At 48.9% G+C, this 25,440-nt stretch carries 16 protein-coding genes, 3 tRNA genes and 1 pseudogene; 11 read left to right on the top strand and 9 right to left on the bottom strand.

Going from position 1 to position 25,440, the window contains the following annotated elements:
• Positions 1-228 precede the first annotated feature (228 nt).
• The 3 genes from AC286M_RS05030 (at position 229) to AC286M_RS05020 (ending at position 8,400) form a co-directional block, all read left to right on the top strand.
• A complete protein-coding gene (locus tag AC286M_RS05030; RefSeq protein WP_488203336.1) occupies positions 229-3,975 on the top strand; it encodes a diguanylate cyclase in 3,747 nt (1,248 codons plus the stop codon).
• A 412-nt stretch (positions 3,976-4,387) separates the two neighbouring features.
• Positions 4,388-7,540, top strand: coding sequence for a PAS domain-containing protein (locus AC286M_RS05025; protein WP_488203335.1), 3,153 nt, complete (start codon positions 4,388-4,390; stop codon positions 7,538-7,540).
• 41 nt (positions 7,541-7,581) lie between these two features.
• On the top strand, positions 7,582-8,400 hold the full coding sequence (locus AC286M_RS05020; protein ID WP_488203334.1) for a hypothetical protein: 819 nt from the start codon (positions 7,582-7,584) through the stop codon (positions 8,398-8,400).
• Positions 8,401-8,806: 406 nt separating this feature from the next.
• Here AC286M_RS05020 and AC286M_RS05015 read toward each other — a convergent pair whose 3' ends face one another.
• On the bottom strand, positions 8,807-10,057 hold the full coding sequence (locus AC286M_RS05015; RefSeq protein WP_488203333.1) for a MerR family transcriptional regulator: 1,251 nt from the start codon (positions 10,055-10,057) through the stop codon (positions 8,807-8,809).
• Between the two features lie 177 nt (positions 10,058-10,234).
• Between AC286M_RS05015 and AC286M_RS05010 the strand changes: the two genes are divergently transcribed.
• The 3 genes from AC286M_RS05010 to AC286M_RS05000 are packed head-to-tail and all read left to right on the top strand — an operon-like array spanning position 10,235 to position 15,580.
• Entirely contained in the window at positions 10,235-11,683 is a 1,449-nt protein-coding gene (locus AC286M_RS05010) for an ABC transporter substrate-binding protein (protein WP_488203332.1), read from the top strand.
• Positions 11,680-14,298 (top strand): hybrid sensor histidine kinase/response regulator, encoded by a 2,619-nt coding sequence (locus AC286M_RS05005; RefSeq protein WP_488203331.1) that lies wholly within the window; start codon positions 11,680-11,682, stop codon positions 14,296-14,298. Before AC286M_RS05010 ends, AC286M_RS05005 begins: the two co-directional genes overlap by 4 nt.
• Positions 14,288-15,580, top strand: a complete 1,293-nt coding sequence (locus AC286M_RS05000) for a hybrid sensor histidine kinase/response regulator (RefSeq protein ID WP_488203330.1) — start codon at positions 14,288-14,290, stop codon at positions 15,578-15,580. Before AC286M_RS05005 ends, AC286M_RS05000 begins: the two co-directional genes overlap by 11 nt.
• Positions 15,581-15,711: 131 nt before the next feature.
• Here AC286M_RS05000 and AC286M_RS04995 read toward each other — a convergent pair whose 3' ends face one another.
• The 7 genes and pseudogenes from AC286M_RS04995 to AC286M_RS04965 form a co-directional block, all read right to left on the bottom strand.
• The gene (locus tag AC286M_RS04995) at positions 15,712-16,287 is read right to left on the bottom strand and encodes a PepSY domain-containing protein (RefSeq protein ID WP_488203329.1); all 576 of its coding nucleotides are present in this window, start codon (positions 16,285-16,287) and stop codon (positions 15,712-15,714) included.
• Between the two features lie 76 nt (positions 16,288-16,363).
• Positions 16,364-17,953, bottom strand: coding sequence for a sensor histidine kinase (locus tag AC286M_RS04990; RefSeq protein ID WP_488203328.1), 1,590 nt, complete (start codon positions 17,951-17,953; stop codon positions 16,364-16,366).
• Positions 17,919-18,596, bottom strand: coding sequence for a response regulator transcription factor (locus AC286M_RS04985; protein WP_488203327.1), 678 nt, complete (start codon positions 18,594-18,596; stop codon positions 17,919-17,921). Before AC286M_RS04985 ends, AC286M_RS04990 begins: the two co-directional genes overlap by 35 nt.
• A 146-nt stretch (positions 18,597-18,742) precedes the next feature.
• Positions 18,743-18,961 (bottom strand): hypothetical protein, encoded by a 219-nt coding sequence (locus tag AC286M_RS04980; RefSeq protein WP_488203326.1) that lies wholly within the window; start codon positions 18,959-18,961, stop codon positions 18,743-18,745.
• Positions 18,962-19,173: 212 nt separating this feature from the next.
• A pseudogene (locus AC286M_RS04975) lies at positions 19,174-19,925 on the bottom strand (IS5 family transposase).
• A gap of 149 nt (positions 19,926-20,074) precedes the next feature.
• The gene (locus tag AC286M_RS04970; protein WP_488203325.1) at positions 20,075-21,256 is read right to left on the bottom strand and encodes an RtcB family protein; all 1,182 of its coding nucleotides are present in this window, start codon (positions 21,254-21,256) and stop codon (positions 20,075-20,077) included.
• Positions 21,257-21,959: 703 nt separating this feature from the next.
• On the bottom strand, positions 21,960-22,418 hold the full coding sequence (locus AC286M_RS04965) for a DIP1984 family protein (RefSeq protein WP_488203324.1): 459 nt from the start codon (positions 22,416-22,418) through the stop codon (positions 21,960-21,962).
• 177 nt (positions 22,419-22,595) lie between these two features.
• Here AC286M_RS04965 and AC286M_RS04960 point away from each other — a divergent pair, with 177 nt between their 5' ends.
• Positions 22,596-23,429 (top strand): hypothetical protein, encoded by an 834-nt coding sequence (locus tag AC286M_RS04960; protein WP_488203323.1) that lies wholly within the window; start codon positions 22,596-22,598, stop codon positions 23,427-23,429.
• A 209-nt stretch (positions 23,430-23,638) separates the two neighbouring features.
• Here AC286M_RS04960 and AC286M_RS04955 read toward each other — a convergent pair whose 3' ends face one another.
• Positions 23,639-24,100, bottom strand: a complete 462-nt coding sequence (locus AC286M_RS04955; protein WP_488203322.1) for a hypothetical protein — start codon at positions 24,098-24,100, stop codon at positions 23,639-23,641.
• Between the two features lie 405 nt (positions 24,101-24,505).
• Between AC286M_RS04955 and AC286M_RS04950 the strand changes: the two genes are divergently transcribed.
• The 4 genes from AC286M_RS04950 to AC286M_RS04935 all read left to right on the top strand — a co-directional run bounded on the left by AC286M_RS04950 (position 24,506) and on the right by AC286M_RS04935 (position 25,361).
• A tRNA-Trp gene (locus tag AC286M_RS04950) sits at positions 24,506-24,576 on the top strand.
• A gap of 242 nt (positions 24,577-24,818) precedes the next feature.
• Positions 24,819-24,892: transfer RNA gene (locus AC286M_RS04945), tRNA-Ala, on the top strand.
• 2 nt (positions 24,893-24,894) lie between these two features.
• A tRNA-His gene (locus AC286M_RS04940) sits at positions 24,895-24,971 on the top strand.
• Between the two features lie 189 nt (positions 24,972-25,160).
• The gene (locus AC286M_RS04935) at positions 25,161-25,361 is read left to right on the top strand and encodes a hypothetical protein (RefSeq protein ID WP_488203321.1); all 201 of its coding nucleotides are present in this window, start codon (positions 25,161-25,163) and stop codon (positions 25,359-25,361) included.
• The last annotated feature ends 79 nt before the right edge of the window (positions 25,362-25,440 follow it).

The following is a 25,440-nucleotide window of genomic DNA, read 5'->3' as shown; positions in this document are numbered from 1 at the left end:
CCAACTAGAGGGTCAAACTCCTCCACACCGCTCACGCCGATATACAGCCGCAGTCAGCTTTATTGAGATTTGGATTGAGATTTGGAGGTTTTTGTAATGCGGCGACGCACAAAAACCTCCAAATCAAGATGACTATCGCTACAAGTTGCAGAAATTAAGGCCCATCCCCCTGATGCATGAACCCCTAAAATTGGGTTAAATCAAATAAAGCATTCTAAGAAATCGACTATGCAGGGTATGGACTGGGTTGCCAACGTGCTCACCGGGGCAAATGATACTGCTGGTTGGAACTTAGTTCAGTCATGGGGAGGAATTGCGATCGCGCTGATTGCGATCGCGATTTTGATCTATCGAGAGCGCCTGAATCGGCGACGCATCCGAACATTACTCGATGATGCTCAGGCAGCCAAACGAGCTTTTGAAAATGAAGCTCGGCTCAATACCTTGGTAAATAATCTACCCTTTAGCTGCTGGATTTGTGATGCTGAGGGCAGACACCTCTTGCAAAATGCCGTCGATGCTCAACGGTGGGGCAATTTAATCGGGTTACGGTACGAAGACAGCAATCTGCCCGCTAGTATCGTGTCGGAGTGGATTCCTTATCGACAGCAAGTCTTGGCAGGCGAGGTGGTTCAAGCTGAAACTCACCACAAAATAGACGAAATCCAGCAAACCTTTTTCACGATTTTGGCTCCCACTCGCCGAGATGGAATGGTACAGGGCTATGTGGGGGTCAGTATTGATATCACGGAGCAAAAGAAGGCAGAAGCAGCCCTGCGCCAGAGCGAAATTCAACACCGAGCGGTGCTGAATGCCATCCCCGACTTGATGATCCGCCTGCATCGCGATGGCACCATTTTGGACTACAAACCATCCCCAGATTTCAAGGCGTATTTAACCCAAGCAGCCATCGGTAAGTCGCTCTATGAAGTCTTTCCGCCCGATCTGGCTCAGGAGCGGATGATGTATATCGAACGCGCGCTGCAAACGGAAACGACGCAAGTTTATGAGCTACAGCTGCCAATTGAAGGCAAAATTCGCACCCATGAGGCCCGTATCGTCGTATGTGGAGAAGATGAGGTGGTTGCCATCGTGCGCGATGTGAGTGAACGGGCTAGGCTAGATGCAGAACGTCAACGCGCCGAACTAGCCCTCCAGGAAAGTCGCGATTTGTTCAGCGCCACGTTTAATGAGTCCACTGATGCCATTTTTGTCGTCGATGGTCAAACTGGTCTGATTCTGGACTGCAATCAGCGGTCACTGGAACTGTTTGAGGCGGATCATAAAGAAGAACTGCTGGGCAAACAGGGAACCTCCTTTCATAAGACGCCCTGGACTCCAGAAATAATGGCGGCGGTTAATCAAGAGCTACAGGCCAACGGCGTCTGGAACAGCGAAATTGAATATTGCACCTGCAAGGGCAACGTGTTTTGGGGCAGCATTTCAAACAAACTATTCTCGATTGCGAATAAATCGCTGATTTGGGTGCGCATCACCGACATTAGCGATCGCAAACAGGCCGAGCGCGCGCTACAGCAAAAAGAGCAGTTTTTACAGCTCGTTTTAGACAATATTCCTGAGCAAATCTTCTGGAAAGATCGAGAGTCCACCTATTTGGGCGGCAATCAGCTCTGGGCCGAGATGGTAGGCTTGGACAGCACCGAGGATGTCGTGGGGAAAACTGACTATGATCTGCCGTGGAATCCTGGCTTTGCCGATGACTACAGGCAAGAAGACCGCACGATTATTGAAACGGAACAGCCCGTCATCCAGGCAGTTGAATATAAGCAGCACGCCAACGGTCAGTGGCTGTGGACTCGCGTCAACAAGGTGCCGATTCCCGATGAGCAGGGCAATGTGATTGGCATTCTGGGCACGATTGAAGACATTACGGCCAGTAAGGAGGCAGAGGAATCGCTGCGCTCCCGTAATCAAGAGTTGCTAACTCTGCACAACATTTCTGAAATCACGCTCAGAAGCCAATCGCTGAAGGCCGCCTTTCAGGGCATTGTCGAAGAAATTAGCAGCGCTACTGGTTTTCCGATTGTGGCGATTGAACTGTACGACCCCGTTCGTCAGTTAATGGTTTTTGAAGGGATGCAAGGCATTGCGCTGCCGCCCGGTTGTGATCGCTTAGAAGTGCCAACTGACCAAACGCTGTCGGGACAGGTGGCGCTGACGGGACAGACCGTGATTCGGCATCTGGTGCAGCAAGAAGCGAAGCTCTGCGGGGCGAATGACATATTAAAGCGCTTGGGCATTCAAACCTTTATTTGTCTGCCGATGACCGTCAATCAAAAAACGATTGGGGCATTGAGCCTGGGGCATCCGGAGGACGTACCGACCGACGAGCGCAGTCTCCAGTGGCTGTCGAGCTTAGCGAACTACCTGGCCTTGATTAGCGATCGCAAACAGGCAGAGATTTCGCTGCGGGAAAGTGAGGGGCGCTTAAAGTTAGCACTGGATGCCACCCAAATGGGCATTTGGGAACTCGACCTCTTGACCAAGCAATCGACCTGGTCGGAAAGTTGTGAAGTTCTCTATGGCTTGGCACCAGGTAGTTTCGAAGGCACCCAGGCCGCCTTTCTTCGCCGAGTGCATCCGGACGATCTGGAATTTGTGCAGCAGTACTTGGTCCAGGTGACCCAGCAGGATACGGAACTTAGCCATGAATTTCGCATCATTCATCCGGATGGCACTATTCGCTGGATATTAGAACGGGGACAGATCTTTTACGACGAAGACGGAACCGCTGTACGAGTCCTGGGTATTTCCATTGACATCACCGATCGCAAGCAGTTTGAAGCCTTTTTGCAGCAGGCCAATGAAGAACTGGATATCAAGGTGGCCGAGCGCACAGCCGAACTGAATCACGCGATCGCACAGCTCCAGCAAGAGATCCTACAGCGTCAGCAAACGGAAGCGGCGCTGCAAGATGCCCACGCCAAGCTGACTCAGTGGGTTGATGATTTGGAACAGCGGCACCAAGAAATCACCCTGCTGAACGAAATGAGCGACCTGATGCAGGCTTGTTTAACGGTGGATGAGGCTTACATTGTGATTGCTCAGCTAATGCCGCACCTGTTTCCCGGCTGTGGTGGCGCGGTATACGTCATTAGTGAATCGAAGCAGCTCGTTGAAGCCGCGACGATTTGGGGTGAGCAAGCGGATGGGGATGGCGAAGCCGCGATCGCAAGTCAGTTTCTCTTTACGTCGGATCAGTGCTTGGCGCTGCGGCGGGGACAGCCGCACTACGTGGAGGACACGCATCGGGGGCTGTGCTGCCCGCACTTACTTGCCCCCTTACCCCAAGCTTACTTCTGTGTGCCAATGGTGGCGCAGGGTACAGCCTCTGGCGTGTTATACATCAGCTCTCCCGAACAGCCGCTCACCCAAGCCAAGCAGCAGTTAGCCACCACCGTAGCCCGCCAGGTTGCCCTTGCGATCGCAAACCTCAAGCTGTATGCTACGCTGCAAAATCAAAGCACGCGCGATCCGCTGACAAGCCTATTTAATCGCCGCTATCTGGATGATTTTTTAGAACGAGAGCTGCGGCGAGCAGAGCGCAATCAGCATCCCCTCAGCGTGCTGCTGCTGGATGTCGATCACTTTAAGCAGTTCAATGATACCTACGGCCACGATGCGGGCGACGCCGTACTGCGCCACCTCAGCCAGTTTTTACAAGCGCAGGTGCGGGGGTCGGATATCGCCTGTCGCTATGGCGGCGAAGAAATGGTGCTGATTTTACCGGAGGTCTCGCTAGACATTGCCTACCAGCGGGCGGAACAAATCCGACAGGGAGTCAAGCATTTAGCAATTGACCATCAACAGCAACTCGGTTCCATCACCGTTTCAGTAGGCGTTGCCTGTTTTCCCGATCATGGATCAACGAGTGAACTGTTGCTGCAATCGGCTGATCTCGCGCTCTATCAAGCCAAAGCCGCAGGCCGTGATCGCGTTATGGCAGCTTGCTAAATAAATTTATAAAAACTGATCTGATGCGTTAGTCTACTTTGACTGCGATCGCAAGTCCCAAAATATAAAAACATACTTAAGAAGCGGGGCTAAATCTATTAGACGCTTCCCGCAATCTGCCACTGTCACGGGGATTCAACTATTCTGATTCCATGTGAGATTACTATACGAGATTGCAAAACATTACAACAATTAAAACACCTTGCAGAATATTAATAAGTACAGTCAAATATTAATAATGATCAGCTAACTGAATACTGAATCTAAAAAACGTTTGTCTTTATTAAAGAATGCGGTCTTAAAGCTAAATTTCTCTAAAAGCAAATTTTTCTATTCAGTGCTTCTGTTGTTTACCTATCGTTTATTTCCGCTTTTGCAACAATGACTGTCCTCTATACACCGTGGCGTTATTATGATGACGAAAGCACCCGATCGAACTGTTCTTTTAATTGATCATGTGCAGGGAGAGGCCGAAGCCTATCGGAAACTGCTGAGCGAAGATACAAACACCTCCTATCGGCTGGTTGCAAAGCAAGATAGCACTCAGGCTTTGGGCTTTTGTCAAGCGTTTCAAGTTGACAGTATCCTTTTAGACAACCGCTGTTGTGAAACGGATTGTTCAGAGCTGTTAAATTCCTTCAGGCTTCAGCTTGGTGAAGCTTGTCCCCCGGTTATTCTGCTTGGCAGAGCAGATGTTAATACTGCTGTTACAGCTTTAAAGTTTGGAGCTGCTGACTACTTAGTTAGGGAACAGTTAACATCAGATGCATTGTGTTTATCGTTACGGACAGCAATTGAAAATGCGGAACTAAAGCGAGAACTGCAGCATAGTCAAGTGCAGTTCCAAACGTCCATTGAAAATATGATGGATTGCTTTGGCATTTATTCTGCAATTCGAGATGAATCGGGCACAATTATTGATTTCAGAATTGATTATGTTAATGCAGCAGCCTGCGAAAATAATGGCATGTCCCGTGAGCAACAGTTGGGGCGTCGTCTGTGTCAGGTATTGCCTGGACATCGTGAATCCGGATTGTTTGATGAATACTGTCAGTTAGTTGAAATCGGCGAGCCACTGGTCAAAGTTTCGCTCATTTACGACGATGTTTACGGTGAACGACAGCTCGTTCGGGCGTTTGATATTCGGGCGAGCAAGCTCAATGATGGTTTTGTTGCCTCTTGGCGTGATATTACCGATTACAAAAGCTTGGAAGCAAACCTGCGGCAAACTGCGATCGCACTTCAGCAAAAGCAAGACCGCTTAACTCAATTAATCAATCATGCGCCCATTGGCATCGGCATTGGCACAGCAGATGGCGACGTGAGACTGATTAATGACGCCATGCTCAGCCTGCATGGATATAGCCGCGCAGAATTTGAAGCCCAAGGCATGAACTGGCACGATTTTGTCCCGCCCGAATTCGAGGAGCAGTCTGAGCAGGGCATCACTCAGCTAATAGAACAAGGCTTCATTGCACCAGCAGAAAAGGAACTGCAGCTCCGTGATGGCACCCGCGTTCCGGTTTGGATTAGTGCAACGCAATGGATCGATAATCCAGATGAGCATGTGGCCTTTGCGATTGACCTGACGCAGCAGAAACAAGCCGAAGCTGCTCTGAACGCGAGCCAGCAAAACCTCCGGCGGGTCATCGATACGCTGTGTAGCTTTGTTGGTGTGCTCACGCCGGATGGTATTGTGGTCGATGCCAATCAGACGGCTCTGGCGGCGGCTTCTCTGCAACCAGCTGATGTGGTCGGGCGACCGTTTGCAGAAACGTACTGGTGGTCGTATTCGCCCTCCGTGCAGGCTCAGCTCAGAGATGCGATCGCACAAGCTGCCGCCGGAGAAACCGTTCGTTACGACGTGCAGGTTCGCTTGGGACCTGAGCAATTTATCATGATTGATTTTGCTCTTGTTCCCCTGTTCACAGCCCGTGGCGAGGTGGAATACCTGATTCCGTCTGGGATTGACATCACCCAGCGACTACAGGTAGAAGCAGCGCTCCGAGCCCAACAGATTCAGATCCAGCAGCAGTTGACAGAAATCGAAACGATCTACCACAGTGCCCCCATTGGGTTGAACGTCTTGGATCGAGATTTACGCTTTGTTCGAATTAACCAGTTGCTAGCAGACATGAATGGACTGCCTGTAGAAGCCCATATTGGTCGAACCGTGCGAGAGGTACTGCCTGACTTAGCTGATGCGGCTGAGCAGCTTTTGAATCCGATTTTTGAGACAGGGAACCCTGTTCTCAATGTTGAAATCGAGGGCGAAACTCCAGCGATGCCAGGCGTAAAGCGGGTATGGCGAGAAAACTTTTTGCCGCTCAAGCATGGCAATAAGATCGTTGGCATCAACACAGTTTGCGAAGAAATCACCGAACGCAAACGAGCTGAAGCAGAACGAGCACAGGTTTTACAGCGGGAATCAACAGCTCGACAAACCGCCGAACGAGCCAATCGGATTAAAGATGAATTTCTGGCTATTTTGTCCCATGAGTTACGCACACCCCTGAATCCAATTTTAGGTTGGGCAAAGCTACTGCAAATTCATCAATTTAGTGCCGAAAAGACAACTCAAGCACTGGTTGCCATTGAACGGAACGCCAAACTGCTGACTCAGTTAATTGACGATCTGCTCGATATAGCTCGTATCCTCCGGGGCAAACTCAAACTCAGCATACAGACGATTAATCTCGCTCAAGTTGTGACAGAGGCCATCGAGACGGTTCAGTCTAGCATTGACGCTAAGGACATTCAAATCCAGGTTGATTTAGCTCCAATTGGTCTCATTCAGGGCGATGCAGCCCGCCTCCAGCAAATCATCTGGAACCTGCTGACGAATGCCGTTAAGTTTACTCCTCAAAACGGAAAGATTACCGTTAAGTTGACCCAAGTGGATCACGATGCTCAGATTCAAGTCATTGATACTGGAATCGGCATACATCCGGATTTCTTGCCTCATATTTTTGAATCGTTTCGTCAAGAAGATCCCACCATTACCCGCCGCTTTGGTGGGCTGGGCTTGGGCTTAAACATTGTGCAGTATTTAGTTAAGGCTCATGCAGGTACGATTACAGCCGACAGCCTAGGCGAAGGACAAGGAGCTACGTTTACGGTCAGGTTGCCGTTGCTAACGCAAACGCCGGATGCAAGCCACACAGAGTCATGCTCATCGTCCGCAGTCGAACTAACAGGAGTGCGGCTGATGATTATCGATGACTGCCTTGATACCTTGAACATTCTGAAGATATTGCTCAGCCAGCATGGTGCAGAGGTGCAAACGTTTGTCACGGCTGCTGATGGGTTAGAAAACCTTCAGTCATATTGGCCCGACGTACTGATTAGCGATATCGGAATGCCCGATACGAATGGCTACGACTTGATCGCGCAGGTACAAGACTTATCGTGTCAACGAGGTACACAACTACCTGCGATCGCACTGACAGCTTATGCCCGTAAAGAAGATGAGCAAAGGGCTTTAGACCGAGGCTTTCAAAAGCATCTTCCTAAGCCCGTTGAACCAGAAAAATTATTGAGCGCCATAGCGGAATTGATTTCATAATTTTTGTTGTTATATCAGATCCGTTTATTAGGAGTCTGACCATGTCTGCCCCCCATTTTGATAATCCGGTGGAAACCCAGCAGCAGGCTTCACTGGCGCTGAACCAGTTTCAAGCCTCTGATCAGCCGGGAGTTTGGCCCCACCTCAACAAAGACAAAATTATTAAGGACATGCGCGCTCGGTTGCAGAATCCCTTCAGCGTCAACCAGGGACAGCAGCCGTTCTGCGGCCCCGCGTCCATTTTGTTCGAGCTGATTGACAAATTTCCGCTACGCTATGTTGAACTGTGCCGGGATCTATTTGAAACTGGAGGGTTTCAGGCCCAGAGCCGTCGAATTCAAACATCCGCAAAACTGCGAGATGCCAGCCAAGGCAACTTACGGATGGGGCCAGCGGACTGGATGGTATTGGCAACTCTACGGGAATCGGAGAATCTGATCTTTCCGGTTGAGCCAAACGCGCCGACGGTAGTTCGCAACTTCGCAGGTATGACCAAATCCTGGGAGATGAAAGGCTGGGTTCGAGAAATCCTAGGGTATGACCATGTGGACTACATGCACACCTATGTGCTGCGAGATTTAACGGCGTTAAAAAAAGCCCAGACCGTCCTTGATCAGGGCGGTGTAGCATTTGGCTTGATTACGGCTCGCGCCTTGCTCAGCGATGATCCACCTCGAATTACGGCTCCGGATCACTGGATTACGATTGTGGGCAATATCAACATTCAAAAGGGCACCTTTGGCCGCCACGACAGCGGTCATGTCAGCTTCGATGTGTTTACCTGGGCCAAGCGTGTCACTATTGAGGCCGACGAAGGCCCATTCGAAGATGCCTTCTGGGGCGTGGTTTTAGGCTGGTAGCGAGCTGAATGATGAATTACACTGTACGCGCCTTAATCGCAGCCGATAAATCCAGCGCTCAATCTCTATCAGCGGATGGGCTTTGTTAAAGTGGCGGGCAGCGAAGCCATAAATCGTGTTAGTGGCGTTTCGCTCAATATGCTGAACTCATTTTATACTCTGGCTTAGGGCTGAATTGCTACTCGTCTACCACCTTTATTCTGCTGAGCTGAATTTTGATATATTGCGCTGGAAGGGTTAGTTAGGACATCAGCTATTTTTGAAATTCTTGCTGTGCAGGGGTTTCCAAAAATAGCCTCCTACTCAACCATCTCGTTTGCTGCAATAAGTTTTGATATGAATTTCGATGGTTGGTGTGTCATGCAAAGCACAACACACCAACCATCAAAACTTGTTGAGCACAGCCCTACTGCATGATTGCGGCTTTGATCTGCTGCTCCATCTGGGTCAGATTCATCGCAAATCGATCTTTGAGGATACGAACAGCCACTCCCGTATACTGCTCGGGCGTTTCTGCATCTTCTTGCAAAATGCCCAGTAATAAATGCTCTGGAGCGATATGTGATTGATGGTATACCTCTGCCTGCTCACGAGCCAGCTCCAGCACCCGTTTCGCTCTGGGTGCTAACGGTAGCTGATCCGGTCTAGGCATATCGGACGGTGGATTGGGGCGTTCTCCCAGGAGCTGTACAATCTCATGCTGAGCGGCATCAAAAGTCACACCTGCGGCTGTAAGCACCTGTGCCGCGAGATTAGCACCCTCTGCCAGCAGACCGAGCAGTATTCCTTCTGTGCCCAACACATCAAGATTCAGTTCGAAGACAGCCTCATCTCCCAATCGCATCACCTGTAGAGCCTCGGGCGTATAGTTTTGCTCCGAAAAGTGCAGCTTTAGATCTTCCGTTAGCGATGCAAAGGCAACCGCTTTGAGAATATATTCGAATGTCGCTGCGTCTAAATCACCCCGACTAATGGCTTCTGCTCCCTCGTGCTGATAGAGCTTGGTGAACGACTCGTACAGTTGAGCATCGCCACCAATCAGCGACTTCATCATCTGCTGCCAGTAGCCAGCCAGGGCATGAACCTTAACACTGCTCAGCTTTGTACCGTCCCGCATGACATCGTGAGCCAAACCGAGCATTTCCTGCCAGTTGGCTTGTATTGCCTGAAAGCGATGATCGAGAACAACTTGTTGCTCCGGCGTAAAATAGTGCTCAGACATAGTAATAGTCTCCATTGCTTGAATCAGGTTTTCAACCGCAACTGATTCGGTGTTTTCCAGCTCTTGGGCAATGCTGTTTAATCGTTCCAGTAAGGTGTAAGACAGTTGGATCTGCTGGCGAATGCGATCGCAATGCAGATCAATCACCTGCGGCAGGGCATAGTCTGGGTTTTCGAGACACTGGCGGATCTCATCTAGCGAAAAGCCAAGCTGTCGCAGCGACAAAATTTGCTGTAGACGCATGATGTCCTGATCGCTGTAGAGCCGATGCCCCGCCTCACTACGATGGGAAGGAGAGAGTAAACCAATATCGTCATAGTGATGCAGAGTGCGGATGGTGAGTCCGGTCTGCTGGGCCAGTTCACCAATTTTCATCAGGTTTGACATGATTGCTTTGGTCGCTGATGACCGAATGAATGCGGTTGATATCTGCATCCTAGAACCTGACGCTACGTGAGGTGCAAGGGGAAAAAGCATGGAGCATTATTTTCTTGTCTGACTAGGGCATCAAATGTTATTTCTCTCTAGAAAGAGTGAATACTATATTTAATGTTATGACAATTCTGCATAACCATATAGTGATCTTATTGGCTACATTTACGATTAACTACTATGCTCACCCGGCGCAACTTTACGCGGCTGTCCCTGTTTAGCTTAGGACTTGGATTAGCTAACTGCACAGCACAGTCTCAAACTCCATTTGGTTCAACCTCTAGTTCAACGTCTACGATTTATGCGTCCAACTCAAATTCAGATACCGATTTAACCATTTGGTGGGAACAAGGATTCCTACCGGAAGAAAACGAGCAAGTGGCTCAAATCGTGCGCACTTGGGAGCAACAGACGGGTATGACCGTCAACTTAAAGTTGCTTCCTGTTGATTTAATTGATCAGCAGCTTTCTAAGTTGGTAACAGAATCAGATAATTCCCAGATGCCGGACATCGTTTACTCTATCGGAGTGGATGCAGGGCTTGCACCCCGTCTGGCTTGGCGGGATCAGCTACTGGATTTGTCAGATGTCATTTCGCCGATTAAAAATCGCTACACTGACGTTGCTCTTGCCCAAGTGAACTATCAGAACAAGGTGCAGGGAGAACGCAGCTACTATGCTCTGCCGCTGTGGCTGGCAGAAGATTACATTCACTACTGGGGCAATCTGCTGGAAGCCGTTGATCTGGGGCCTAATGTACCGGTGGCTTGGGAACCCTTTTGGGCGTTTTGGCGGGATGCGCAGGCAAAGTTGCGATCGCAAGGCCATCCCGATATCTACAGCGTGGGCTTATGCATGTCGGACATTGGCTTTGACACCTACACCTGCCTGATGATGTTCCTTGATGCCTACAACGTGGAAGTGGTAAATGCCGAGGGTGACTTTTTGCTGGAAACACCGGAAAATCGGCAGCGGATGGCGATCGCAGTTGACGAATACACTCGCTTCTTCTTGGATGGCTATGTGCCGCCTGCAGCATTGGACTGGACGGGCGGCGGCAACAACAGCAGCTTCATTGATGGCGGCATCTTGATGACGCAGAACCTTACCTTATCGATTCCGCTAACGCAGAAACTGCCGCTCAATCAGTACAACCAAGACGCGGATACGCGCTACAGGCAGATGGTCACAATGGGGCGACCGCAAAAGCCCGACGGTACTGATTTGCTCACTCGCAAAGGAATTAAGCAGGCCATTGTGCCCAAAGCTTGTCCCCATCCTGATGCCGCTAAGGATTTTCTAGCTTATCTGATCGAGCCGCAAAACTTGAATCAGTTGATTACCGGCTTTAAGGGGCGGGTGATGCCAGTAATGCCGCAACTTTTGGAAAACTCGCTGTGGAGCGACACGACCGATCCGCATCTGGCCACTGCGCTTAAGATTTACGACCTGCCCAGCCTTACGCCTTACGAGGTAACGCATTCGGCGTTTAGCGAAGTGCAAAGTCAGCAGCTTTGGGCCAAGACTGTGCTGAAAGTACTGAAAGACAAAGCTTCTGCCGCTGAAGCTACGGATTGGGGCATCGAGCAAATGAAGAATATCTGGACGGAATGGGAGCAAACCGCATGAAAAGTTGGTTGAATAAAAGCTTGCTGACTCAATTGGTCAGCTATTTTTCGGTACTTTCTATTATTACCGTCAGTGCCGTTGCCGTTGGCTCCTATTTTCAGGCTCGCAGTTCGTTAGAAACCGAGGTGATTAACCGACTTACAGTTGCTGCCCAGCTCAAAGGCTATCAGCTCGATAAGTGGGTCGAAGACCAACTGCGCGATATCCTGATCGTTAGCCAGGAAGGCGAAATTCAAGCCACTGTTGCGACTCTGCTCACAACCGATCCCGCTCAGCCAGCCTATAAAGCGGCTCACGCTGCTCTCACTCAGCACGTGGCTGAACTGACTGAAATTAAACCCAACTTACGCAGTATTCGGATTACCCGGAATAGCGGCTTTGTGGTTTTTGCGTCCGATGACCCAAATCTAGAAGGCAAATATCGTCCTTTGGGTGATCCGGCCACCTACTTTACTCGCGATCGCGTTGATGTGGTGGTGCCGAATTTCTATATTTCGCCTGCCACTCAGAAAGCTGCAATTACCGTAGCCACGCCAATTATGGACGATCAGAATGAGCGAATGGCCGCTCTGGTTGCCGATTTCGACCTGGATGAAGTGGATACGCTCATTCGGGACAATACAGGTTTGGGCAAAACGGCAGAAACCTATTTAGTGGGTCGAGCCAAGGGCAAGACTATCTTTGTTTCTAAGCAGGAAACTGACCAGGATCAGGCTGATGAGACCGACTCTACGACCGAAAGCATCATCAGCGAAGGCATTGAGCGAGCCATCGCTCAGCAAAGTGGATTTGGCTATTACGACAACTATCAAGGAGTTCCTGTTGTTGGCATCTACCGCTGGCTCCCGGAACAAAACCTGGCCTTAATCGCAGAGATCAGTCAGGCTCAGGCTTTTTTGCCCGCCCAACAGTTGGCTCGCAATATTCTGGTGATTGGGTTTCTGTCGTCGGGTGTGCTGCTGATTGGAGTGTATGTTCTCTCCCGGCGGATTACACGGCCAATCGTGGCGATTGGCATAGCCGCTAGTCGGTTGGCTGAAGGTGATCTGACGCAAACCGTGCCAGTCCTAACTGAGGATGAAGTGGGTAAGCTGGCCCAAACCTTCAATCAGATGGCTAGTCAGCTCAAGGCTTCATTCACCAACCTGGAGCATCGGGTGGCCGAACGGACGGCTGAATTGGCGCAGGCGAAAGAGCAGGCCGATGCGGCCAACCAAGCGAAAAGCGACTTCCTGGCCAACATGAGCCATGAGTTACGCACACCGCTCAACGGAATTTTGGGCTACGCCCAGATTTTGCAACGCTCAAAAATCTTGCCCGAGAAGGAACTGCACGGAGTAAACGTAATCCACCAGTGTGGCTCCCATTTGCTGATGCTGATTAACGACATTTTGGATCTGTCCAAAATTGAAGCCCGCAAGTTAGAACTGACCTCAAAAGCGCTCTATTTGCCTGCTTTGCTGCAAAGTGTAGTGGAAATTTGCCGAATTCGGGCAGAGCAAAAAGGGATTGAGTTTGTCTATCAGACCAGCTCTCGCTTGCCGGAAGGCGTCAAAACTGATGAGAAGCGGCTGCGGCAGGTTTTGATCAATTTACTGGGCAACGCAATTAAGTTTACCGATCAGGGTTCCGTGACCCTACGGGTTGACGTGCTCGATTGTTCCAAGACGGAAGCATCGTTGCTGTTTCAGGTCATCGATACGGGAGTCGGAATTGCCGAGGCAGACTGTACCAAGCTGTTCCAGGCGTTTGAGCAGGTGGGCGATCGCAAAAAGCAGGCAGAAGGAACAGGGCTTGGCCTCGCGATCAGTCAGCGGATTGTGCAACTGATGGGCGGCGAAATCCAGGTCAGAAGTCAGTTGGGAACTGGTAGTGAGTTCTTTTTTACGATTAATTTGCCGCTGGTTGAAGACTGGGTACGGCATCAAGATGACTCTGATAAGTGCGATCGCATTATTGGCTATACCGGAGACCGTCAAACTATTTTGGTTGTGGATGATCGCTGGGAAAATCGCGCCGTATTGCTGAATCTCCTCGCTCCCCTTGGCTTTACAATTATCGAAGCTGAGAACGGTCAAGAGGGTTTAGAGCACCTGCGGTCTGAGCAACCTGATCTGGTGATTACGGATTTAGCAATGCCCGTTATGGATGGGTTTGAATTTTTGAAACACATTCGAACCAGCCATGATCTCAAGCAAAGTAAGGTCATTGTGTCCTCTGCCTCGGTTGCTCAACTAGATCAACAGATGGCACTTGATAGCGGCGGTGATGATTTCCTGTCTAAACCTGTCGATGCCAAAGTTCTATTTCAGTTGCTGTCTGAGCATTTGAACATTCACTGGCTCTATGAGCCTGTAGAAACAGATTTAGCGAAGACTATGGCACCGACTGAATTAGTTGTACCACCAAATCAAACCCTAAAAGAACTACTAGAACTTACCCAGCAGGCTAATCTTTTCGCTCTACGCAATCAGCTAGAGCAACTTGTGAATACTGATCAGAAGTACGCCCCTTTTGTTGAACCGATTCTTTCACTAGCCAAGCAGTTTCAAGCCGAAGAAATTGAGGAGCTACTGCAACAGTATTTAGAGGGAGGACTAACGCATGTCGAATAGCGCGACGATCCTAGTGGTGGATGACAAACCTGCAAACTTAGAAATAGCCACAGAAACCTTATCTCAAGCAGGATATACAGTTTCAACTTCTATCAGCGGCGATCGGGCGTTAAAGCGCATTCAAACCTGTCGGCCAGATTTGATTTTGCTCGATATTCAAATGCCAGGAATGGATGGATTTGAAACTTGTCAACAGCTTAAATTAGATGCAGAAACTGCCGATATCCCGATTATTTTTATGACGGCTCTTGCCGATGCAGATAGTAAAATCAAGGGGTTTTCATTGGGGGCAGTTGACTATATTACAAAGCCGTTTCAAGAGGCAGAGCTGTTAATGCGGGTACAGACCCATTTACAGTTAAACTCTTTCGCAAAGCGGCTGGAACAACGAGTTGCAGAACGAACGGCTGAGCTGCAAGCGGCTTTGGATCAGCTCTCTCGCTATCAGCTCCAGCTTATTCAAGGCGAAAAGATGGCTTCTTTGGGTAGCTTAGTCGCGGGTGTAGCCCATGAAGTTAATAATCCTATTGGCTTTCTCAATGGTAGTATCAACAACGCCAAAGAGTATGTTCAAGACTTATTAGACTATATTGAACTCTGCCAACAGCAGCATCAGGATGAGGCTGATCCTGTGGTTAAAAAAGCTGAAGAGATTGATATTGATTTTTTAGCTGAAGATCTGCCCAAGCTGCTTGACTCCATGCAGGGCGCAACTGACCGTATCAAGTCAATTAGCACGAGTCTACGAACGTTCTCGCGGGCTGATACAGAATACAAGGTTTGTACTGATATCCATGAAGGAATTGATAGTACGTTACTGATGCTTAAATATCGGATTAAAGCGGATGAGCATCGTCCTGCGATTGATATTACTCAAGAGTATGGTGAATTGCCTCAAGTAGAATGTTTCCCTGGACAGATAAACCAAGTATTTATGAATATTCTGGCCAATGCAATCGATGTTTTTGATGAAGCGGCTCAGAGCTATTCATTTGATGAGCTGCAAACAAAGCCTCAAAAAATTGAGATTCAAACCAGATCGTTATCAAAACGAAAGCTAGTTGAAATTCGCATCCGTGACAACGGCAAAGGCATGACCGAAAACGTAAAATCTCGAATTTTCGATCAGCTGTTTACAACAAAAGATGTCGGTAAAGGAACTGGATTAGGACTTGCGATCGCACATCAAATTGTCACCGAAAAACACAATGGCACCCTAGAGGTGAAATCTGAACTGGGCCACGGGACGGAGTTTATTATTCAATTGCCCATCGCCCAGTAGTAGGAATTTTGTCCAACATTTCTTACATTTGCTACTAAAACAAGACGTTATGATTTATGAGATCCTACCTGTCGGATCTTATAAATCATAACGTCTAAATAACAATCTACGAGTTTAAGCTGGGCTTAGTGTTAGTTCCCTTTTCGAGTAACTAAAGAGCTAGGACGTTTGCGAACAATGCCTGTCATTTGAATACCGGAAACCAGAAGAACAATTAATCCAATGCCAACGAGCAGCACATAAACAGGTTTAAGTGCATCACCTAAATATGAACCCTGATGTAGCCTTAACAGGATTGCAGCTTGCTCGTTCGACAATCCAAACCATGCTTTGCCCAAACGATAACCAATCCCGGTTATCGCACTGACAAGTAAAGGTAGTAAAGCAATTGGTGCAACGAAGCGATGATACCATCGCCAATCTCTTTTAGAACTGGCTTTGGCCTTGCTGGGTTTACGCTTGATGATCATCACCAGTCCCGTTGCAAGCAGCCCAAGTAAGCCCAAACCCATTAGTAAGACATAAATCGGTACAAGTGCCTGCCCTAAAAAACGACCTTCATGGATTGTCATCATGAATTCCGCTGCTGCATTGGGTAGACCAAACCAGTTTCTTCCAAGCCGATAAACAACTCCGGTCAGAGCAGTGAGCAGTAGGGGAAGGAAGAGAATGGGCGCTATTTTGCGGTGCAGTTTGCGAAAGTTCATCAACATACCTCATATCAGTTGAGGCGATGGTAATGCTGAAAAAGTAAAGATCCGGGAAAGATCAGATTGATTAACCTCATGTCTTTGCGGCTAATGGTAGTTTGACTTGGAAGCAACTGCCAGCCCCCAGTTTGCTTTGTACCGTGATACTGCCGTCATGCCGCTGAACGACAGCTTTTGCGATCGCAAGTCCGAGTCCGGTGCCACCATCATGCTGGCTACGGGCGGAGTCGGCTCGCCAGAAGCGATCAAAAATATGAGGCAGTTGTTCTGGTGCGATACCAATACCAGTATCTTGAATATTGATTACGGCTTGACCACCGCTGCGCTGGAGTGAAACCGTGACGGTGCCACCTGTGGGCGTATAGCGTAGAGCATTGGTGAGCAGATTGGTAAATAAGCGCTGGAGCTGAGCCGCATCTCCTACCACTTCTAAGGCATCAGTGAGCTGAAGCTTCAACCCAATGTTGGCCTGGTCGGCCTGGTCATGATACACATTCACCAGATCCTCTAGTAGCTCATCCAGGGGAATCGGGTGCCATGCCTGCCGATCTGGGGCTTGCCGATCCATGCGGGCCAGCAGCAATAAATCATCGATTAACTGGCTCATTTGAACCGAGGCGCTTGCGATCGCACTTAGCTTGTCCGCATCGGCTGGATGAATCCGTTCCGGATGGGTTTGCATGACGGCAATCGAGGCACGAATAGCCGTCAGTGGATTGCGCAATTCGTGGGACGCATCTGCCGTAAACTGCTTGAGCTGATCAAAACTGATCAACACAGGTTTTAGCGCCTCGCGAGTTAACCAAACTCCGCCCAGCGTAACGAGTCCCGAAATAATGAAAGCGCCCAGCGCTAACCCCTTCCGCAACTGAGCTAGTTCCCGATCAAGATGGCGAGTTGATTCACTCGCTCGCACATAGCCCAGCAGATAGGATTGACCCGAGGGTGCATCGCGATAAACAGGCAGGATAAAGCTGCGAATATCGCCCTGCTGTATCCATTGCGCTGTGGATAGATCGTCAGATAGCAGAGACTGGGAGGGAAAGAGATCACCCTCCCGCACAATCAATTGTTGCCGATCATCAAACCACTCAACCCCTTGATGATTCAGGATGTGCGGATCAGCAGCCAGATTCGTGATTGAGTGAACCCTGTCGTTCTCAATCGAGTCAGAGAACGGAGCTGGAGCAGAGCGATCCGCTACTCGACTATCCTCATTCGCCAGTCGGTTTTGCTCTGGGTTGAAAGATTGATGGTCTAGGTCTTCGTCCCGCTGCTGTTGATTGGAGCTGCTAGATCGAAACTCCGCGTATTCGTCGTCTACATCCCAACCATCGTCAGCATCCCTGTGCTCTAGATAGGGATTGGTGGATTGTGTTTTGCCTGCTTGGCTTGAGTTGTGGGTTTCGTCTGCCCGATTTCTGGCCTGCCATTCTGCCTGTTCATGGCGCAGAATGTCCAGACTACTGGCTGCTGTACTGGCAACTTGGCGTAGTTGCATGTCCAACTGCTGATTGCGATCGCGGGCGACGAGCAGATACACGACTACTGAAAACGCCCCGACAATCAGCATAATCACCGCTAGGTAGGACAGCAGCAGCCGATTGCGCAGTTGACCAAACCGCTGATTAGAGATTGGGGTTGAGCCGATATCCCAAGCCATAGACGTTTTCAATAAAATTAGGGGGTGCACCCGCTGCTTTCAGCTTTTGGCGAAGGCTGCGTAAATGCACTTTGACGGTTTCTTCCGCAGGCATATCTTCGAAAGCCCAAACCCGCTCTAAAATAGCGCTGCGGCTTAGCACTCGACTGCCGTTGCGCAGAAATAGCTCTAGGAGCGCATATTCTTTGGGCGTTAGGTTTAAGCTGCGATCGCAGTACTGTACCTGACACTGATCTGGATCGAGACTAAGCTGTTCCCATTCTAGAATGGTGGTGGCGGCAACTCTGCTCCGCCGGAGGAGGGCACGAATGCGGGCTAACAGTTCGGGTAGGTCAAACGGTTTCACCACATAGTCATCCGCACCCACATCTAGCCCTAATACTTTATCGTTGCTGGTGTCGCGAGCCGTCAGCATCAAAATAGGCGTTGTCGTGCCAGCTTGCCGGATCTGACGACAAAGCGTAATACCGTCGAGCTTTGGCAACATCAAATCCAGCACAATCAGGTCAAAGGTGTTGGTTTCAGCAAATGCCAAACCCAATTCACCATCGTCTGCTGTTTCCACAATATGCCGCTGATCGGTTAGCGCTTCTGCGATCGCCTTAGAAATTCGGAAATCATCTTCAACCAACAAAATCTTCATGCTTGCCGATTGGGTGCAGCATCATTACGGGCTTGATTTTTATGAGTAAAATCTTTCTTTACTTTAAACGTTGTTGCTGCGATCGCACTTTCCTAAATAACTTCAGAAAAGTGCGATCGCATGACTGACTAAGTTTTAGCACCGTGTTACCAGAACATCCGTCGCTCGAGTGAATAGTTCGATTGAGCGTTGCGCTTGTAATTATCAACGTGGATCTTGCGTGGATGTTCAGCAATTTCATGATCCGTTTCGTCCTCGGTCGGGCGATCAAGCGGTTTAACCTCACGGTTATCTGATTGATCGTTCAGAGGCGGAGCAAATAAATTTTTCGGAGGTCTAGGTAAACGAATGTAGAGCATCAACATGGGGGCTAATCCTTTTTAAATGTAGAGTGCATTTCTCTGGATAGGGATACGGCTTTTGACTGTAGAATTCCAGAATGGACAGTGAGAATGTTGCGAAATAAAAACAATCGAGATTTGGAAAGCAATAATCCGCGATCGCACATGTTCCCCAAATCACTCACAGTGGCAATTTTCACATCTTGCACCTAGCAAAGCTAGGACGTGTTGACATTTCATCTGAGCCAAATGTGGATTGCCCCTAAGTAGGCAAAACTCAAGTAATTTCTCAACAGTTTGTCATAACGAGTAAAAATTCGTCGGAATCGCTTGATTTTATTGAAAAAGCATTCCACAAGATGGCGTTCACCATAGCGATGCTTGTCATACTCGCGAGCCTGCTTGCGGTTTTTGCGTGGGGGAATGACGATTTCGATGTCTCGGTGCTCCAACCATTCAATGAAGGTATTGGCATCGTAGGCTTTATCGGCAAGAACCGCCTCGACCGCATAGCCGTCAACCAACGCTACGGCTTGCGTGATATCGTGTCGTTCACCCCCCGTCACCCGAAGGCTCAACGGATTGCCCAACCCATCGGTGCTGGCATGCAGTTTGCTGCTAAAGCCGCCTCGACTGCGCCCGAGTCCCTGCGCTGAGGTCCCCCTTTTGCGCCCGCTGCACAGGGATGGGCTCGGACAATGGTGCTATCGATTGCCAGGTTCTCCAGGTCGATGATGTCGGCGACTGCATGACTTAATTGTTGCCAGATCCCTTTACGACTCCACCGGTTGAAGCGCTTGAAGATGCTGTTCCAGTTGCCGTACTCTTTGGGGAGTTCCCGCCATTGGGCTCCGGTTTTATTCATCCACAGCACCGCTTCGATGAAACGGCGACACTGGTTTTCTTGACCGACGTATACCCCCGGGATGGCTCGCAGTTCACTCAACAAGCGTTGCCATTGGGACTCCTGCAGTTTGGCGGACGGCATATCTCCTGGGAAAGTGGCTACTCTTGCAACCTATCGAATCATTCCTCAAAATGTCAACACGTCCTAGAACCCATGCGGGTTATTTCGTTACAGGATATGGGGAGTGAGATGTGCGATCGCAGATCCGAGCTTTAGTAGAGCTAGCTGTTCTAGCCTTTCACACAGACGACCTGCTTTAGGGTTGCCACGATCTCAACCAGGTCAGACTGGCTAGCCATCACCTCGTCGATTGGCTTGTAGGCACCTGGAATTTCATCCAAGACACCCTTGTCCTTACGACATTCCACGCCTTCGGTTTGCTGGAGTAGATCATCCAGTGAAAAGCGCTTCTTGGCTTGGTTACGGGACATTGTGCGGCCAGCACCGTGACTGCAAGAGCAGTAGCTATCAGCATGACCCTTGCCCTTGACAATGTAGGACTTGGTGCCCATTGAACCGGGAATAATCCCGTAGTCATTGGTTTGAGCGCGCACGGCTCCCTTACGGGTGACATACACCGCTTCGCCAAAGTGGGTTTCCTTTTCGGCGTAGTTGTGGTGGCAGTTCACCGACAGCAGTGGCTTGATTGGCTTGCCGCCTGCCAGGTGCTTTTCGACAATTCGCTTGAAGCGAGTCATCATCACCTCACGGTTGAACCGAGCATAGTCCTGCGCCCACTGCAAATCGCGCCAGTAGGCAGCGAACTCCGATGTTCCAGCCACGAAGTAGGACAGATCGGGGTCAGGTAGCTTCATTTCGGCCAGCTTTGCTACTTCTTTGGCCGTCTTGATATGGTTTTGAGCCAGCATGTTGCCGATGTTGCGGGAACCGGAATGCAGCATCAGCCACACCTGATCGTTGGTATCCAGACACACTTCAATGAAGTGGTTGCCACCACCTAGCGAACCCATTTGCTTGGAGGCTTTGCCCGCTAGGTGCTGCACGCCAGGATGCAGCTCTTTGAACTGCTGCCAGCCCTGCCAGTTATCGACTTGCTTATCGGACTCCTTATTCTGGTCAAAGCCCGTCGGAATCGCCGCTTCAATATCCGAGCGGATTTTCTTCAGCTTGCCGTCAAGCTGGTCGGCCTGGAACGGCGTTTGAATGGCGCACATGCCGCAGCCGATGTCTACGCCGACTGCTGCCGGAATAATGGCGTCTTTGGTAGCAATGACGGAGCCAACTAGCGCACCTTTCCCCAGATGCACATCGGGCATCAGCGCCACATGCTTAAACACGAAGGGAAGGGACGCAACGTTTTTCGCCATGCTGATTTCGGCGTGTCCCAGGTCGTGATTGGCCCAGGAGAACACAGGCGCTGGTGTAGAGATTTTGAGTTGTTGATAGGACATGTTGATTCTCCTTGAACCATTGAAAGATGTGCCTTCTGTAGGGGTAGGTTTTGTTGATTAGCTATGATTCAAACCAATCATTTAACGGCTAAACCCGCCTTTACCCAATGTTTTAGTCAATGTACTTTTTTAAGGACAGGTTTTGTTGATCACTACAGATCCAGACCGATAATTGAGCGGCTAAACCCGTCCCCACCTAACATTCTGCGTTGACTATCACCGGATCAACAGCGTAAACCCCGAACCCACCCTCACTCATTCATCTCGATCAACACGTGGTAGTACGCGATAACAATGCACAGTACGCCTGTAACAATACTGGGCATAAGTTGTAAGGGGAATCGAACCCACCGCACTGCCCCAGTGCAACCAAAGACCAATTTTGCAGATTGGTAAGTTCCAACTGAACCCCGTTGGCGGGTTGTGTTCGCTTCGTGATGAATGAGCTACCTGCTGTTGCCCTCACCCCCAGCCCCTCTCCCATAGGCTACTGTTTATACACTTCTGAATAGTCTTTATAAACCCCGGACTGATCCCCCTAAATCCCCCTTAAAAAGGGGGAACTTTGAGCCAATTCCCCCTTTTTAAGGGGGGCTAGGGGGGATCTCAATGTCGAAACGAAGTCTAGGAGACTTATGTATAAACAGTAGCCCATAGGGCGAGGAGAGCCGGATGTGGTTAGTATGAGGCGATACAGTTTCCGTTAATTATCGAGTAAATCAACTTGCCAGTTGATCTCCTGAATCGCGGAATCCAGAACGCGATAGTCGCAAGCCAGTGTATCCACTTGGCGCTGAAGTTCGGCGATGTTGACGGTGCTGACAAAGCGAACCTCAGATTGACTATAGCGAGTAGGCTGAATCGCTGCGGCTTCAATTAAGCGACTGTAAATATTGCGCTTCGTTTGCAGGGTGTCCCGCTGGGCAAGGGCTTCAGACAGAGTTTGATCCTGCAAGGAGGTAATAGCGTTCGTTTTATTAATTTGCTGGATGAGTTGAGTCAGTTCAACAATTGCTGCATCTAGCTCAGCCAGCAGTTCCTGTGGGTTTTCGGGCGCTTGCTCGCCTTCTTGCACTTTGGCGCTCCGCATGAGGCGCTGCTGAAGTTGAGCAATCCGCTTTTGACAATCTGCCCGCACAATCAGGGCTTCTGCTAGCTTCATTTTCTTTACCGCTTCTCTACGGATGAGTTTATACTACATTCTTGTACTACATTGCGTCAATGGCGATTCCGGAAAGGTTGGAAATTTAGCTAGATTATTCTGTGTTGTGGGTGCTGCATTGGGCAAATGGCCATTTGCCCCTACGAGGTGTGACGGGGTGCGATCGCAGAAATATACTTGGGATATCCATGTGCGATCAATAAGTTATCGCTTCAATCAAAAAACAACCTTATTGTGATAATGACACTACCAATAGAATCGGAAGTTGCAATAGCGTTCCGAGATCAGCTTCGATCTGCTAGAGATGCTGCTATCAAAGATGCTGAGGATTTTGCAGAAATTACTTTTGCTGTTGAAAGATTGGGATCGTTTCTCCGACAAGAAATTGCAACCCTTCATATTTACAAATGCCAAATCCAGCGTTTAGCTCGTAGGTCAAATCTTGCAAAAGATATTCCTAGACAATATCCAGATGTACACATTCCCTTCCATCGTTTATATGAACTTATAATGCGAGCACGTAATGACGCATTACATCAAGGTGCATATGCACGGCATCTTACAAATCATGCCATAGAACTTAGTATCATACTCGAAGATGCACTTATGAGTAATCAAGACAAAGTCCGTGATTTTATGGTTCGAGAACCACTATGTTGCAAGCTATGGCAACCTCTTAGCTTTATTCGGCAACAAATGCTTACTAATTCCTTTTCATTTCTCCCGGTTAGAATCAACGATGTGTGGAATTTAGTATCTGACCAACAACTTGCATGCTACTTACGAGTGGATTCTGACTTACGGAAAAGGCGTCTTGCCCAAAGACTTTCCGAGGCTATATCAGCGGATGATTTAGAGGACAAAATTGAGCCTGTTTTGGCAAGAATTACTGAGCCGACGGCAATTGCTGATATCATAGCGAGAGATCTCAATGATAGACCTATTCTCGTAACTCGTGATGGAGAACAAGGGGAACTTATGGGAATTTTGACAGCATTTGATTTACTATAAGTTGTTAATAATTAAGGTTTATGAAGTGCTTTAGATGAAGTCTAAAGCATCGTTTTCTCAAGATTAGATGTATTACGCTGTCGCTAACACATCCTACGAGTGGTGAGATTTTGATGTAGGAAAAGCGCGATCGCACCAGCAGATCCATTGATAGATCCCATGTAGAAAAGCGCGATCGCACAAATATCAGTCACTCAATCTGATTGAGATCAACGGTTACTGTCTTTTTGACGTTGAGATGGTCGCTGCTCGCCTTGGCGATCTTTTAGAATTTCTACAGCCTGTCTTGGTAGGTGAGACTTCTTTTCAGTTTCGTTCGGATTATCGAGATAGGCGACCAGGTGTTCGTCTATATCACCTAAATGCTGATCCAAATGTTTGTCTATATTGCCTAGACCTTCACCGATATGTTGACTTGGATGAGCTGCATCATCATTTAGGCGTTGTTCGACCTGTGACAAGCGAGCGCCAAAGCCTTCCAAACGCTGTTCCAGAATGGCATTGATGCGCTGATCAACCCTGTCTGACTCACTATCTGGATCATCGCTTATGTACTGCTGTACATAGCTCTCCAGCAGCTCTGATGCAGTAGTGCCGTTAGCGGTTGCCTTCTCTTCGAACGCCTGCCACTGCTCAGAATCAATCTTGAATGTCCTGAGTTCGTCTGCCATTGTTCACCACCGTACTTGCTTGCGACCATACTACTTTGGTTTGGTTGAGTTAACCGTATCAAATGGCAGATAAAGATTGCAAAGTGGGCAAAAATGGGGGCAATGCTGCACTGGGTAAATGTCTGCTTGCCTCTACGAGGTGTGATGCATAGTGCGATCGCACCTTTTACTCACGGCAGAAATTCATACAAAAACATTTGTAGTAGATACAGTCAGCTCAAGATGCTGCCTTCAAATCCTTGTCTCATAAGGAACTGGTCGTCTTCTAAAAAAGTTGTAGTATATCCCTTGACGTTTTGTAGTATACGTATTATTGTAGTATCAACACAGCGCAAAGGAGCTAAGTCGATTTCACAACTTTCACTTGGCACTCAGCGTTCAGCCCTCAGCGCTTAATCCTCTCTTGCACGGATAGTGTAACGGCAACACAACGGTCTCCAAAACCGTAGTTCGAGGTTCAAATCCTCGTCTGTGCGTTGTCGTGCCCTGATCGAAAAAGCTTACATACTCGCCTAATGGTAGGGCAACTGTCTCTAGAACAGTCGATTGCAGGTTCAAGTCCTGTGTATGAATCAACAGCTTTTTCAACTTGCACGACATTTATATAAAATCCGGTTAAAAACCCATTGTTTATTTTTTGTGAAATGTTTACTAAGCAAGCATTTCACAAAAAATAAACAGAGTTCTTACACACGGATTTGGATATTACTCTCATCTTGGGTCTGTAGCTTAATTGGGAAAGCATCTGCCTTGCAAGCAGAAAGATGTCGGTTCAAATCCGACCAGAATCCACTGTGACTGAACCCGAAGCGGTGGAGGGGCTGGTTTGTGACACCAGTGTTAGCGAGTTCAACTCTCGTCAGTCACCCCAAATTTGGCATTGCTGATTTTAGGGATGAACTGAGATTTAGGGGCACCACTCCTATATCCAAATTTATCCCCAGATGAAGCAACCCAGAAATTTAGTGCTGAGTAGAAAGTGCTGAATGCTGAGTTACTGAAACTCGCCTCACGCCTCGCTTCTCACGCCTCACCTATTCGATGAAAGGAGGTAACAGCAATGGTTCATATTCGCTTTGAAGGTCGTTCATTTGACGTGACCGAAACTCAACTGGGAATTACAACTGGTATGAACGACATTGCGGTAAAAGAGCGTGTTTCTCAGCATTTGGATGTTCATACGAATCGGCTCTCTGCTTACGTTGTGGATCGCCGTCCCAGCGGGGATTTAATTATTCGTCCGGAAGCCGTTTACGGCTAAGAAGATCTCTTTCGTGCCCCGACCGCAGAAGCATACACACGAATAACGATCCTAAGGTAGCGAAGTTCGAGCGATCGAA

This window comes from Thainema salinarum CENA647 (genome assembly GCF_057732415.1).
Note: the sequence above shows the minus strand (reverse complement) of the source record. Positions and strands in the feature narration are given on the sequence as shown.

Coding starts and splice junctions, on each gene's coding strand:
- AC286M_RS05030 (WP_488203336.1), top strand. CDS start 229: ATGCAGGGTATGGACTGGGTTGCCAACGTGCTCACCGGGGCAAATGAT.
- AC286M_RS05025 (WP_488203335.1), top strand. CDS start 4,388: ATGATGACGAAAGCACCCGATCGAACTGTTCTTTTAATTGATCATGTG.
- AC286M_RS05020 (WP_488203334.1), top strand. CDS start 7,582: ATGTCTGCCCCCCATTTTGATAATCCGGTGGAAACCCAGCAGCAGGCT.
- AC286M_RS05015 (WP_488203333.1), bottom strand. CDS start 10,057: ATGCAGATATCAACCGCATTCATTCGGTCATCAGCGACCAAAGCAATC.
- AC286M_RS05010 (WP_488203332.1), top strand. CDS start 10,235: ATGCTCACCCGGCGCAACTTTACGCGGCTGTCCCTGTTTAGCTTAGGA.
- AC286M_RS05005 (WP_488203331.1), top strand. CDS start 11,680: ATGAAAAGTTGGTTGAATAAAAGCTTGCTGACTCAATTGGTCAGCTAT.
- AC286M_RS05000 (WP_488203330.1), top strand. CDS start 14,288: ATGTCGAATAGCGCGACGATCCTAGTGGTGGATGACAAACCTGCAAAC.
- AC286M_RS04995 (WP_488203329.1), bottom strand. CDS start 16,287: ATGAACTTTCGCAAACTGCACCGCAAAATAGCGCCCATTCTCTTCCTT.
- AC286M_RS04990 (WP_488203328.1), bottom strand. CDS start 17,953: ATGGCTTGGGATATCGGCTCAACCCCAATCTCTAATCAGCGGTTTGGT.
- AC286M_RS04985 (WP_488203327.1), bottom strand. CDS start 18,596: ATGAAGATTTTGTTGGTTGAAGATGATTTCCGAATTTCTAAGGCGATC.
- AC286M_RS04980 (WP_488203326.1), bottom strand. CDS start 18,961: ATGTTGATGCTCTACATTCGTTTACCTAGACCTCCGAAAAATTTATTT.
- AC286M_RS04970 (WP_488203325.1), bottom strand. CDS start 21,256: ATGTCCTATCAACAACTCAAAATCTCTACACCAGCGCCTGTGTTCTCC.
- AC286M_RS04965 (WP_488203324.1), bottom strand. CDS start 22,418: ATGAAGCTAGCAGAAGCCCTGATTGTGCGGGCAGATTGTCAAAAGCGG.
- AC286M_RS04955 (WP_488203322.1), bottom strand. CDS start 24,100: ATGGCAGACGAACTCAGGACATTCAAGATTGATTCTGAGCAGTGGCAG.
- AC286M_RS04935 (WP_488203321.1), top strand. CDS start 25,161: ATGGTTCATATTCGCTTTGAAGGTCGTTCATTTGACGTGACCGAAACT.